10 protein-coding genes, 2 tRNA genes and 1 pseudogene are annotated in these 13,160 nt (G+C 66.5%); 4 read left to right on the forward strand and 9 right to left on the reverse strand.

What is annotated here, in order from left to right; all coding sequences use genetic code 11:
- Nucleotides 1-278 (forward strand): annotated as a pseudogene (locus tag A5711_RS27665) (hypothetical protein); the annotation flags it as partial.
- 991 nt (nucleotides 279-1,269) lie between these two features.
- On the opposite strand, the gene mobA reads toward A5711_RS27665, so the two are convergent.
- From mobA to clpX, 5 genes are all read right to left on the reverse strand, one after another.
- Complete coding sequence (gene mobA / locus A5711_RS16520; protein ID WP_067948323.1) at nucleotides 1,270-1,875, reverse strand: molybdenum cofactor guanylyltransferase; 606 nt, start codon at nucleotides 1,873-1,875, stop codon at nucleotides 1,270-1,272.
- Nucleotide 1,876: 1 nt separating this feature from the next.
- Nucleotides 1,877-2,968, reverse strand: coding sequence for a 2-oxoacid:ferredoxin oxidoreductase subunit beta (locus A5711_RS16525; protein ID WP_067211553.1), 1,092 nt, complete (start codon nucleotides 2,966-2,968; stop codon nucleotides 1,877-1,879).
- The gene (locus A5711_RS16530) at nucleotides 2,965-4,938 is read right to left on the reverse strand and encodes a 2-oxoacid:acceptor oxidoreductase subunit alpha (RefSeq protein WP_156673159.1); all 1,974 of its coding nucleotides are present in this window, start codon (nucleotides 4,936-4,938) and stop codon (nucleotides 2,965-2,967) included. The genes A5711_RS16525 and A5711_RS16530 overlap by 4 nt, the downstream gene beginning before the upstream one ends.
- 243 nt (nucleotides 4,939-5,181) lie before the next feature.
- Complete coding sequence (locus A5711_RS16535) at nucleotides 5,182-6,432, reverse strand: MFS transporter (protein WP_156744971.1); 1,251 nt, start codon at nucleotides 6,430-6,432, stop codon at nucleotides 5,182-5,184.
- Between the two features lie 45 nt (nucleotides 6,433-6,477).
- Nucleotides 6,478-7,758, reverse strand: coding sequence for an ATP-dependent Clp protease ATP-binding subunit ClpX (gene clpX / locus A5711_RS16540; protein ID WP_055400128.1), 1,281 nt, complete (start codon nucleotides 7,756-7,758; stop codon nucleotides 6,478-6,480).
- 321 nt (nucleotides 7,759-8,079) lie between these two features.
- Between clpX and mmuM the strand changes: the two genes are divergently transcribed.
- A complete protein-coding gene (mmuM, locus tag A5711_RS16545; RefSeq protein ID WP_197520811.1) occupies nucleotides 8,080-8,961 on the forward strand; it encodes a homocysteine S-methyltransferase in 882 nt (293 codons plus the stop codon).
- A 52-nt stretch (nucleotides 8,962-9,013) separates the two neighbouring features.
- Here mmuM and clpP2 read toward each other — a convergent pair whose 3' ends face one another.
- From clpP2 to A5711_RS16565, 4 genes are all read right to left on the reverse strand, one after another.
- Entirely contained in the window at nucleotides 9,014-9,658 is a 645-nt protein-coding gene (gene clpP2, locus A5711_RS16550) for an ATP-dependent CLP protease proteolytic subunit ClpP2 (protein ID WP_067948328.1), read from the reverse strand.
- On the reverse strand, nucleotides 9,655-10,245 hold the full coding sequence (gene clpP1 / locus A5711_RS16555; RefSeq protein WP_040622585.1) for an ATP-dependent CLP protease proteolytic subunit ClpP1: 591 nt from the start codon (nucleotides 10,243-10,245) through the stop codon (nucleotides 9,655-9,657). The genes clpP2 and clpP1 overlap by 4 nt, the downstream gene beginning before the upstream one ends.
- Before the next feature lie 126 nt (nucleotides 10,246-10,371).
- Nucleotides 10,372-11,775, reverse strand: a complete 1,404-nt coding sequence (gene tig / locus A5711_RS16560; protein WP_067948330.1) for a trigger factor — start codon at nucleotides 11,773-11,775, stop codon at nucleotides 10,372-10,374.
- A gap of 66 nt (nucleotides 11,776-11,841) precedes the next feature.
- Nucleotides 11,842-11,918, reverse strand: a tRNA-Pro gene (locus A5711_RS16565).
- 148 nt (nucleotides 11,919-12,066) lie between these two features.
- Here A5711_RS16565 and A5711_RS16570 point away from each other — a divergent pair.
- Both A5711_RS16570 and A5711_RS16575 read left to right on the forward strand, forming a co-directional pair.
- A tRNA-Gly gene (locus A5711_RS16570) sits at nucleotides 12,067-12,137 on the forward strand.
- Between the two features lie 32 nt (nucleotides 12,138-12,169).
- Nucleotides 12,170-13,160: serine hydrolase domain-containing protein (locus A5711_RS16575; RefSeq protein WP_067948335.1), on the forward strand; the 991-nt coding region annotated here is incomplete at its 3' end.

Consider the following 13,160-nt stretch of genomic DNA (forward strand, 5'->3'; position numbering starts at 1 on the left):
GGACCGGCCCCAGCGCGGCGGCGCGCGAGCGCGGCTATTACAAGATCGAGACCTACGCCACCACGACCACCGGCGCCGGGGGCGGCGGGGGCGCGTCAGGTGCCCCGGCGGGCGCCATGTTGGGGTCGAAACCCGTGGGCTCCGCAGTTGCGGTGGCCGACGGGATGGTCACGAGGGTGCCCGTGACCGCGGCAAGAACGAGCGTCTTACGGACGTTCTTCAATATCTTTCCTTTCGCGGTGCGCGCGCGCCAAAGCAAGCCCACGGGGGTGGGCTGACGGTCTCTGGTTGATGCGGGAAACCTGCTTCGGAACGTGCCGAGTTGTTCCGGCACGACAGCGGTGGGCTCGAATCGCCCGGCGGGCTGCTACCCGTCGGCCGCGGACTGGCCTTGGCCGTCCGCAGCCCCGCTCACACGCGGGTCCGTGATTCTGTTTTCAGTTACTCTTCCGTAACCCGTTGCGGGCTAACAGGGACCGTACGAGAACCAGCCGCGTTCGTCATCTTCGGAAAACGTCCATCTCGTTTCGGTAACGGGGTGATCACGGCGCAATACCGTCGCCATTCTGGCAGGTCAACCGCGCGTTTCCGCGAAGTACCCAACAATCGCACGGCCTTTCAAATCGTGAGCCGAATCACGCCCATTTTGTGAACTGGCGCACGTATTTGCGGTACCGCCTTGAGGCCGTTTCGGGTCCAACGGACTCGGGTCCGGGGTCGCGAAGGGGCGCAGCCTACAACAAGTTACGTTGCTTCGTCACGCGCCACGCCCGACCATGTCAGCGAATTATGTTGTGCTGCTGGCTAACTTGCATCGTTCGAATAGCCTGCGTTCACGTCGGCGGGGATCGCCGCGCCGGGCCTGGGAATGCCCTGAAAATTGTTCTCGCATAGTGCTTTTCGATCGCCTTGCGCATACCGTCGAGGCCGCAACCATGCAAGCCGGCCGCTCGTGCGAACACCTCGGCGGGCCGCCCGGCCGTCCACGCCAATTTGCTCACGGGATCGGCGATTCGGGTTGGCGGCAGATGCATAGACACCGCGACTTCCAATGAAGCAACGGACAATCGGCCTGAAACTTGCGGTGCGCCAACAGATCACGCTCCGCGCGCGGATTACCTATTCCGCCGATGCCGCGTCACTTGGCCGCTGTCGAAGCGGCGCACTCGTCTTATGTCGAATAAGCTTGGATATTCGCGCGCGTTGTCGGTGCTCGAATTTAACGCAGAATTTATGCGACGCGATTTCGACGCGCGCGCAAGAATGCCGTCAGCCCCGGGGCTGTGCGAGGGCGCGGAGCTCGGCGTCGGTGTTGACGTTGGTCAGCCACCGCGAATCCGATGTCACGACGCGCTGGGCATCCGATGAGTCCACCAAGGCACGCATTTTGCGCTCGCCGGCGGCCACCAATGCGTCGACCCGGTCGGCCAGGTCCGTCCGGTACACCGCGGCAAGGTAGTGGTCCTGGCCGTCCCAGGGCAGCACCACTTCCGCACCGGTCTCCAGCGCCCGGCGGGCGAGGTCGTCGATGAGTTCGACCGCCAGGAACGGCATGTCGACGGCGCAGACAAACGCGAGCCGGGCGCCTACATCGGCGGCCGCGCGCAATGCCCGCCCCGTCGCCGGCAGCGGGCCCAGGCCGCGCAGTTCGTCGCGCATGACCCGAGCGTGCAGTTCGGGCAACGGCTGGCCTTGGGCGGCCATGACAAGGACTGGGTCGCAACGCTGTTGGAGGATGCCGACGACGTGTTCGACCATCGTGGTCGCGTCGGAGCCCGCGGACCCGGGCACCGGCAGGCTCGCTTTGTCACGCCCCATTCGCTGCGATGCGCCGCCGGCGAGCACTACGCCGGCCAGTGAACTCGTGTCGCCCACGTCAGTCGACGGTCCAGGTGTCGCGACCACGCAGCAGCGACTGCAGGGCGGCGTCGTCGAACGGCTTCGCGGCCCGGGCGGCCTGCACCTGCGAGCGCGCCGCGTCGTCGTACGTGGGCCGGCTGACATCGCGGAAGATTCCGAGCACGGTGTGATCGAGATTCTGATCGGAGAGGCGCGACAACGCGAAGGCGTAGGCCGAGTCGTCGGTGTGCGCGTCGTGCACCATGATCTCGTCGACGGACACGTCGGCGGTCTTGGCGAATTCGAGGCCGAAGCCGGACTTCACCACGCAGTACTCGCCGTCGGCGCCGAAGGTGATCGGCTCGCCGTGGCGGATGTTGATCACCCGTTCCTCGGCGCCCTCCTTGCGCAGCACGTCGAAGGAGCCGTCGTTGAAAATCGGGCAGTCCTGCAGGATTTCGACGACCGCGGCGCCGCGGTGCTCCGCGGCGGCGCGCAACACCTCGGACAGTCCGTTGCGGTCCGAGTCGAGCGCACGGCCGACGAACGTCGCCTCGGCACCCAGCGCCAACGACACCGGATTGAACGGGTGGTCCAGCGATCCCATCGGCGTCGACTTGGTGATCTTGCCGACCTCCGACGTCGGCGAGTACTGGCCCTTGGTCAGCCCGTAGATCCGGTTGTTGAACAACAAGATCGTGATGTTGACGTTGCGGCGCAGCGCGTGGATGAGGTGGTTGCCACCGATCGACAACGCGTCGCCGTCGCCGGTGACCACCCACACCGACAGGTCCTCGCGGGCCAGCGCCAGGCCGGTCGCGATGGCCGGCGCGCGTCCGTGGATCGAGTGAAATCCGTACGTCTCCAAGTAATACGGGAACCGGCTCGAACAACCGATGCCGCTGATGAACACGATGTTCTCGCGACGCAGCCCGAGCTCGGGCAGGAAGTTGCGGATGGTGTTGAGGATGACGTAGTCCCCACACCCGGGACACCAACGGACCTCTTGGTCACTGGTGAAGTCCTTGCCCTTCTGCGGTTGATCCGTGGTGGGCACACCATCGTTCTTCTTCAGCCTCGGGGTCAGCCCAAGGTCCGTGCCTGCCAGGTTTCCCATCAGGTCGGTCATTCGATAGCTCCCGCTCCAACCGTTGCTGCCGCCATTCTGGCGACCATCGTCTTGTCTTGCTCGATTTCGGCCAGCGTGCCGCCCTGCGCAGCGCGGATGACACGCCCGATTTCGTCGGCGAGGAATGCGACGCCCTGAACCTTGCTCACCGATTGCACGTCGACCAGGTACTTGCCGCGAAGCAGCAAAGCGAGCTGGCCCAGGTTCATTTCCGGGCACACCACCATCGGGTAGCGCCGCAACACATCACCCAGGTTCGCCGGGAACGGGTTCAGGTAGCGCAGGTGCGCGTGCGCGACCTTGACGCCCTTGCGTCGCGCGCGCCGGCAGGCTTCACCGATCGGGCCGTACGAGCTGCCCCAGCCGATCAGCAGCAGCTCGGCGTCTCCGGTCGGGTCGTCGACCTCGAGGTCGGGAACCGAGATGCCGTCAATCTTGGCCTGCCGCAACCGAACCATGAGGTCGTGGTTGACCGGTTCATAGGAGATGGCGCCCGAGCCGTTGGCCGCTTCCAGGCCACCGATCCGATGCTCGAGGCCCGGGGTGCCCGGTACGGCGAATTGGCGCGCGAGGGTCTCGGGATCGCGGTTGTAGGGCTGGAACGGCTCGTCCGGCTTGGCGAACGTGTGCTTGATCGGCTGCAGTGTGCCGACGTCCGGAATGCGCCACGGCTCCGAGCCGTTGGCGATCGCGCCGTCGGACAACACGATCACCGGGGTGTGATACGAGACCGCGATGCGCACCGCCTCGAGCGCGGTTTCGAAGCAGTCGGACGGCGAGCGTGGCGCCAGCACGGCAACCGGCGACTCGCCGTTGCGGCCGTACAACGCCTGCAGCAGGTCGGCCTGCTCGGTCTTGGTCGGCAGGCCGGTCGAGGGCCCGCCGCGCTGAACGTCGATGACCAGCAAGGGCAATTCGGTCATCACCGCGAGACCCAACGCTTCGGACTTCAGTGAGATCCCCGGGCCCGATGTGCTTGTCACTCCGAGGGCACCGCCGTACGAGGCGCCGATTGCGGCGCAGATGCCGCCGATCTCGTCCTCGGCCTGGAAGGTGATGACGTCGAAGTTCTTGTGCTTGGACAGCTCGTGCAGGATGTCCGACGCCGGCGTGATCGGGTAACTGCCGAGCACCACCGGAATGTCGGCCAGCTTCCCCGCCGCGACGATGCCGTAGGCCATCGCGGTGTTGCCGGAGATCTGGCGGTATTCGCCAGCGGGCAATGTCGCCCGCGACACCTCGTAGGTGGTGCCGAACGCCTCGGTTGTTTCGCCGTAGTTCCAGCCCGCCTTGAGCGCCAAGACGTTGGCCTCGGCGATGTCGGGCTTGCGGGCGAACTTCTCCCGGATGAACTTCTCGCTGGTCTCGATCGGGCGGCCGTACATCCACGACAGCAGACCCAGCGCGAACATGTTCTTGGCGCGCTGACCGTCTTTCTTCGACGCGCCGATCGCCTCGACGGCGCCCAGCGTCAGGGTGGTCATCGCGACCGAATGCACGACGTAGTCGGACAACTCGTCGGACTCGAGGGGGTTCGTTACGTAACCCACCTTGGTCAGGTTGCGCTTGGTGAACTCGTCGGAGTTGGCGATCACCATGCCGCCGCGCGGAAGGTCGCCCAGGTTGGCCTTGAGCGCCGCCGGGTTCATCGCGACGAGCACGTCGGGGCGGTCACCGGCGGTCAGGATGTCGTAATCGGCGATTTGAATCTGGAAGGACGAGACGCCGGGCAGGGTGCCTGCGGGGGCGCGGATCTCAGCGGGATAGTTCGGCTGGGTCGCCAGGTCGTTACCGAAAAGCGCTGCCTCCGAGGTGAACCGGTCGCCGGTCAGCTGCATCCCGTCGCCGGAGTCCCCGGCGAAGCGAATGACGACTTGCTCCAGGCGTTGACGGTCAGACCCGCCACCGGAAGGCGACCCGTTCGAGCCGTTGTGAGAATCAGACCCGGCTCCGCTGCCGTTCGGATCCACGTATCCGCCTTCCATTCGTCATCCGGATAGGCACTTCGCTGCTGGAGCTTTAGGTTACGCGCTGTTCAAGCGAGTCCCGCGCCCTCGCGCTGTGTGTCAGTGGTGGTACCAATTATGGCACTTCTTTAAGACTCTCTAAGACGAGAATGGTCGTCTCTAATCCATTACATGCAGCGGTTTTGCACCTAAAAGCGATGTCAGCCGGGGGACGGTGCCGCCGACGCTTGAAAAGTGTGGTATTGGTCACTTCCGCGCGGTGGCGGCCAGTTCTCTGGGCGCCGTTTCGGGCATGGCGATCAGGTACAGCAGAAAGCCCGCGCCCGCGAGCGCTCCCAGGAAAGCGAACGCGGCGTTGTAGCCGGCCGCCACCACGATCCAGCCCGCAACAAGATTGGACACCGAGGCGCCTATCCCGGTAGCGGCGGTCACGGCGCCGAGGCTGACATTGAACCGGCCGCTGCCGTGCGTCACGTCCTGGACCACGAGGGGAAAGAGCGCGCCGAACACGCCCGCCCCGATGCCGTCCAGCAGCTGCACGCCGACCAACCAGTACGGGTTACCGGACGCGGTGTAGAGAAATCCGCGGGCGGCCAACACCGCGAAGCCAATCAGGAAGATCGGCTTCCGTCCCCACGAATCGGCCTTGGCTCCGGCGAAGGATGCCACCGGCACCATGACCACCTGCGCGGCGACGATGCAGCCCGCCATCAGCGCGGTCCCGACGTCCTTGTTGTGCAGCGCCAGCAGCTGGCCGACCAGCGGCAGCATCGCGGCGTTGGCGAAGTGGAACGCAATGACCGTCGCGGCGAAGAGCATCAGCCTGCGGTTGTGCAGCAGCGTCGCGATCCGGGACGGCGTCTCGTGCGGCCCTCCCGGCACGTGGTCCATGCCCCGGGCGACGTCGTGGTCGATCGCGTCCCCCGGAATCCGCAGCGTCGCAAGCACACTGGCGGCGGCCATGACGGCAAGCACCCAGAACACCACCACCGGCCCGAAGAAGTAGGCGAGTCCGCCGGTGATGGCGGCGGCCGACGCGTTTCCCGCGTGGTTGAACGACTCGTTGCGCCCGATTCGCCGGGAGAACAAACGGGGACCGACGACGCCCAAGGTGATCGCGGCCAGCGCGGGGGCGAAGACCGAGCCGGCGATGCCGGTGAGGGCCTGCAATACCGAGATCGAATAGAAGCCGGGGAACAACGGCATCGCCAACGAACCGGCCGTGATGGTCAACGCGCCGACGATGATCAGCGCCCGTTTCGCCGTACTCCGGTCCACCAACGCGCCGGCCGGTGCCTGCGCGACGATCGCCCCGATCCCGCCGACCGCCATGACGAACCCGATCGACGCCTGATCCCAGTGGTGGGCCAGCAGCAGGTAGATCGACAGGTAGGGGCCCAGCCCGTCGCGGACATCGGCCAGCAGGAAGTTCAGCAGGTCGAGCGCGCCCGTCAGCCGGCGCGGAACGGGGCTGGGGGTGGCAGCGGCGGCCGGCATGCGCATCTAGTACCCAAATGCGCGGCCGCTCGACCGCAAGGGGTGTTAGGCGCTCTTGTCGCGGCGCTCGGTGCGCGACGGCTTGCGCGGGACGATCGTCGGCAGCACGTTGTCCTGCACGGTCTCCTTGGTCACCACGACCTTGGCGACGTCGTCGCGGCTCGGGATGTCATACATCACCGGCAGCAGGACCTCTTCCATGATGGCGCGCAGACCGCGGGCACCCGTGCCGCGGTGGATCGCCTGGTCGGCGATCGCCTCGAGCGCGTCGTCGGTGAACTCGAGCTCCACGCCGTCCATCTCGAACAGCCGGGTGTATTGCTTGACCAGAGCGTTCTTCGGCTCGGAGAGGATCTTGACCAACGACTCACGGTCCAGGTTGGTCACCGAGGCCACCACCGGCAGCCGGCCGATGAACTCGGGGATCAGACCGAACTTGATCAAATCCTCGGGCATGACTTCGGCGAAGTGGTCGGTGGTGTCGATCTCGGCCTTCGAGCGCACCTCGGCGCCGAAGCCCAGGCCCCGCTTTCCGACGCGCTCGTAGATGATCTTCTCCAGGCCGGCGAACGCCCCCGCGACGATGAACAGCACGTTGGTGGTGTCGATCTGGATGAACTCTTGGTGCGGGTGCTTGCGGCCGCCCTGCGGGGGAACCGATGCTTGCGTGCCCTCAAGGATTTTCAGCAGCGCCTGCTGCACGCCCTCGCCGGAGACATCGCGGGTGATCGACGGGTTCTCGCTCTTGCGGGCGATCTTGTCGACCTCGTCGATGTAGATGATTCCGGTCTCGGCGCGCTTGACGTCGTAGTCGGCGGCCTGAATGAGCTTGAGCAGAATGTTTTCGACGTCTTCACCGACGTATCCGGCTTCGGTGAGCGCGGTGGCGTCGGCGATGGCGAACGGCACGTTGAGCATCTTGGCGAGCGTCTGCGCCAGGTAGGTCTTGCCGCAGCCGGTGGGACCGAGCATCAAGATGTTGGACTTGGTCAGCTCAACCGGCTCGTGCCGGGAGTCGCGGCCCTTCTCCCCGGCCTGGATGCGCTTGTAGTGGTTGTAGACGGCGACGGCCAGCGTCCGCTTGGCGGTGTCCTGCCCGATGACGTAGCCCTCCAAGAATTCCCGGATCTCAACCGGCTTGGGAAGTTCGTCAAGTTTGACGTCGTCGGCGTCGGCCAGCTCCTCTTCGATGATCTCGTTACAGAGGTCGATGCACTCGTCGCAGATGTATACACCGGGGCCAGCAATGAGCTTCTTGACCTGCTTTTGGCTCTTCCCGCAGAACGAGCACTTCAGCAGGTCACCGCCGTCTCCGATGCGCGCCATGTTGCTGAGGGCCTACTTCCTTTTCGCCGTTCGTGTAGCCGTGCCGCATGTATCCCCCGACGCTACCCGCTAGATCGGGCCCGACGCGACCGTTAGCGCCGAATCGCGTCGGTGGTATTCATGCATGTTCGTCTTGATGAAACATATAGCCAGACGGCGCCCGTCACTCGCGAAAGACGCGCTTTGCGTGTCTTTGGCGTGTCGCGGTCGTTACCCGACCGAGGCTGGTGCGCCGACCGATTGCCACTTCCGCCGGGGATGCCGACCCCAGCGAAGCCCGGGCAGATCCCCAAGAAATCACCCTACAGTGGCCGGGTGGGAATGGCTCTGATCAGCGGATCGGTACTGATCAGCGATGGTGGTTTGGCCACCGAGCTCCAGGCGCGCGGTCACGACCTCTCCGATGCGTTGTGGTCGGCCAGGCTGCTGGCCGACGCGCCGCACGAAATCGTCGCCGTCCACGCCGCGTTTTATCGCGTGGGCGCCGCGATCGCGACGACGGCGAGCTACCAGGCGTCGTTCGAGGGCTTCGCTTCCCGCGGGATCGACCGAGCCGAAGCCGCCGGGCTGCTGCGCCGCAGCGTCGAACTCGCGAAGACCGCGCGTGACGAGGTGGGCGTGAGCGGGCTTCTCGTCGCCGCGTCGGTCGGCCCGTACGGCGCCGCATTGGCCGATGGATCCGAATACCGCGGACGCTACGGCCTATCCGTGGCGGCCCTGCGGCGATGGCACCGGCCGCGGCTGGAGACCTTGGCCGGCGCCGGCGCCGACGTGCTGGCGTGCGAAACCGTGCCCGACATCGACGAGGCCGAGGCGCTGGTCGATCTGGTCCGTTCCGTCGGCGCGCCGGCCTGGCTCAGCTACACCATCGACGGCGCCCGGACCCGGGCCGGGCAACCGCTGGCCGAGGCGTTCGCCGTCGCCGCCGGGGTGCGCGAGATCGTCGCGATCGGCGTCAATTGCTGCGCACCCGAGGACGTGCTGCCGGCGATAGAGATCGCCTCGGCGACCGGCAAGCCGGTGATCGTCTACCCCAACAGCGGCGAGCGGTGGAACGGCACGGGCTGGGCGGGGCCGCGTTCGTTCTCCGCGCGGCTGGCCGCACAGTGGGTGACGGCAGGGGCACGCATCGTCGGCGGCTGCTGCCGGGTGGGGCCGGCCAGCATCGCCGAGGTGACGACCGTGTTGCCGAACGTGCTCTGAGGGCGGTAAATCGGCTGAAATCTCGCCATGGGAGCACGTTCGGCGAGGAGACCTAGGCGTTCTGCGCGGAGAGCTTCCGGTACTCCAGGACGGTGTCGATGATCCCGTAGTCCTTGGCCTCTTCGGCGGTCAGGATCTTGTCGCGGTCGGTGTCCTTACGGACCGTCGCGGCGTCCTTACCGGTGTGGCGGGCCAGCGTGGTCTCCATCAGCGTGCGCATCCGCTCGATCTCGGCGGCCTGGATCTCCAAATCGGAGAACTGGCCCTGGATCACGCCCTGAAGCGACGGCTGGTGGATCAGCACCCGCGCGTTGGGCAACGCCATCCGCTTGCCGGGAGTTCCAGCGGCCAACAACACCGCCGCGGCAGAGGCGGCCTGGCCCAGGCACACCGTCTGGATGTCGGCGCGCACGTACTGCATGGTGTCGTAAATCGCCATCAGCGAGGTGAAGCCGCCGCCGGGAGAGTTGATGTACATGGTGATGTCGCGGTCGGGGTCCAGCGACTCCAGCACCAGCAGCTGCGCCATGATGTCGTTCGCCGACGCGTCGTCCACCTGGACGCCGAGGAAGATGATGCGCTCCTCGAACAGCTTGTTGTAGGGGTTCGACTCCTTGACGCCGAAGCTGGAGTGCTCGATGAACGACGGCAGGATGTAGCGCGCCTGCGGCTGGGTCTGAGGGTGCTGAGTACTCACTGGGCTTCTCCGTTGGTGATGTGGGCGGCGCGCGTGATGATGTGGTCGACGAACCCGTATTCCAGTGCTTCCTGGGCGGTGAACCAGCGGTCGCGATCGGAATCGGCCTCGATGCGTTCGATCGACTGCCCGGTGAATTCGGCGTTCAGCCGGAACATCTCCTTCTTGATGACGTGGAACTGCTCGGCCTGGATGGCGATGTCGGCCGCGCTGCCCGTCACCCCGCCGAGCGGCTGGTGCATCAGGATGCGCGCGTGCGGCAGCGCGTAGCGCTTGCCCTTGGTGCCGGCCGCGAGCAGGAACTCGCCCATCGAGGCCGCCATGCCCATCGCGTAGGTGGCGATGTCGCAGGGCGCCAGCACCATGGTGTCGTAGATGGCCATGCCGGCGCTGATCGATCCGCCCGGGGAGTTGATGTACAGCGAGATGTCCTTGTCGGCGTCCTCGGCGGCGAGCAACAGGATCTGCGCGCACAGCCGGTTGGCGACCTCGTCGTTCACCTCCGAACCCAGGAAGATGATGCGCTCGGAGAGCAAGCGCTCATAGACCGAGTCCGTGAGGTTGAGCCCTTGCGAGGGCGAACGCATGTCAGACACGACTGGGTTACCTGCTTTCTCGAGTTCTTCTATGCACCGACACTAACCAACCGAGCCCACTGTTTCGCGGCCACGCTCCCCCTCAATTGGGCGCTTTCGCTCACAGCGTCAAACCGGTCACTCCGTTTCGTCGCCGGGGGCCTCGGCGTCGTCGGCGTCTCCAGCTTCCTCGGCCTCGCCGGCCGGCTCGGCATCGTCCGAACGCTTGCCGAAGAACTCACTGGTGTCGATGGCGTTCCCGTCGGTGTCGGTGACCGTCGCCGCCCGCACCACCTCGGCGATGGCCAGCCCGCGCCGCACGTCGGCGAACATCGCCGGCAGCTGGTTGTTCTCCTGCAGGTAGCCCAGCAGCTGCTGCGGCTCGATGCCGTATTGCCGAGACGTCGCAACCAGCCGTTCGGTCAGGTCGTCCTGGCCGACCTGCACCTCCAGCTCGTCGGCCAGCGCATCCAGCAGCAGCTGCCTCTTGACGTCCGTCTCCGCGGCGGTGCGCGTCTCGGTCTCGAACTCTTCGCGGGTCTTTCCCTGCCCGGCGAGCGCCTCTTCGAGCTTGGCTTCGTCGTGGTCGAGGCTGTGCAGCGCGTCGTGGAGCGAGCTGTCGACCTGGGCCTTGACGATCGCTTCCGGCAGCGGCACGTCGACCTGTTCGAGCAGCGCGTCCAGCGCGGCGTTGCGGATCTGGTCGGCCTGCTGGGCGCGCTTGACCCGCCCCACCTGGTCGCGCAGGCTCGACCGCAGCTCCTCGATGGTGTCGAACTCGCTGGCCAATTGGGCGAACTCGTCATCGGGCTCGGGGAGCTCGCGTTGCTTGATCGACTTGACTGTGACCGTCACCTGCGCGTCCTGCCCGGCATGCTCGCCGGCCGCCATCTGGGCGGTGAACTCACGGGACTCATCGACCGACAGCCCGACCAGCGCGTCGTCGAGACCGGCGATGAGCCGGCCCGACCCGACCTCGTGGGACAGGCCCTCTGCGGCGGCCCCCGGCACCTCTTCGCCGTTGATGGTGGCCGAGAGGTCGATGGAGACGAAGTCCCCGGTGGCCACCGGCCGGTCCACGCCGGTCAGCGTGCCGAACCGGGCGCGCAGCGACTCCAGTTCGGCGTCGACGTCCTCGTCGCTGACGTCGATGGGGTCCACCGAGATCTTCAGCGCGCCGAGGTCCGGCAGCTCGATCTTGGGGCGGACGTCGACCTCGGCGGTGAACGCCAGCTCCTCGCCGTACTCCTTCTTGGTGACCTCGATCTCGGGCTGGCCCAGCGGCTGCACTTCCGAATCGACGACCGCCTGCCCGTACCGCGCGGGCAGCGCCTCGTTGACGACCTGGTCGAGCAGCGCCTCCCGGCCGAAGCGGGCCTCCAGCAACTTCGCCGGCGCCTTACCGGGCCGGAAGCCGGGAAGCCGCACCTGCTTGGCCAGCTCCCGGTAGGCGCGCTGGAAATCGGGCTCGAGTTCGGAGAACGGCACCTCCACATTGATGCGGACCCGGGTGGGGCTCAACTGCTCGACGGTGCTCTTCACGGGGGTGCTCCTCGGTGGTCGTTCCTGGCGTTCGGTGGGCCGTGTGCATGCGGCACGGGGTCGTGCTGGTCGGGGTGACAGGATTTGAACCTGCGGCCTTCCGCTCCCAAAGCGGATGCGCTACCAAGCTGCGCTACACCCCGCGCTGACCTCGATGATCCTAAGGCCCCTCGCGTGCGGGTTGGCCACAGGCTTCGCGACGACCTCGCGGACCCTCACGGAGCGATCACAAGACCGCGTCGATTAGATTTGATCTTCGTCGACAGCTACAGTCACGCTCGACTGGCACATGCGGGCGTAGCTCAATGGTAGAGCCCTAGTCTTCCAAACTAGCTACGCGGGTTCGATTCCCGTCGCCCGCTCGGGGTGAGGATCTGCTCCATAGAAAGGCGCCATGAGCGACCTAACAACGGACGCGGCAATCCGTGGCTCATGCGCGTCGGACTTCGTCGGGGTGCGCGACGCTTTCGAGCGCAACTTCGCGCTGGGCGATGAAGTTGGCGCGGCCGTCGCAGTGTGGGTAGACGGGTCCCTCGTCGTCAATCTCTGGGGCGGCTGGGCCGACGCGGCCCGTACCCGACCCTGGCAGCAGAACACCCTGACCACGGTGTTGTCCGGCACCAAGGGCCTGTCGGCCACCTGTGTCCACCAGCTGGCCGACCGCGGCGAGCTGGACCTGCAGGCCCCCGTGGCCCATTACTGGCCCGAGTTCGGCCAGGCGGGCAAACAAGACATCACGCTGGCGATGGTGATGAGCCACCGGTCCGGCGTGATCGGCCCCCGCACCCGGATGCGCTGGGAAGACGTCGCCGACTGGGACTTCGTCTGCGCGCAGCTTGCCGCCGCGGAACCATATTGGGAGCCCGGCACCGCCCAGGGCTACCACATGACCACCTTCGGATTCATCGTCGGCGAGGTATTCCGCCGCGTCACGGGCCGGACGATCGGCCAGTACCTGCGCACCGAGATCGCCGAACCGTTCGGCGCGGACGTCCACATCGGGCTGCCCCTGGCCGAACAACGCCGCTGCGCCGAGCGGGTGAACAAGCCGCACGCCCGCGACCTGCTGGCCGACGCGCAAGCGCCCGGCTACCCGACCAGCCTGGCCGAGCACCCGAAGGCGGGGTTGTCGATCTCCATGGGTTTCGCGCCAGACGACGAGCTGGGCTCCCACGACCTGCAGCTGTGGCGCGAACTCGAGTTTCCCGGCACGAACGGGCAAGTGTCGGCCCTGGGATTGGCGACGTTCTACAACGCGCTCGCCCAGGAGAAGGTGCTCAGCCGCGAGCACATGGAGCTGGTGCGGCAGTGCCAGGGTGGCCTGGAGACCGACTTGGTGCTCGGGCCACGGGTCGCCGATCACGGCTGGGGTTTGGGCTACATGC

It is taken from the genome of Mycobacterium sp. E2238, assembly GCF_001672665.1.
GTDB lineage: Bacteria > Actinomycetota > Actinomycetes > Mycobacteriales > Mycobacteriaceae > Mycobacterium.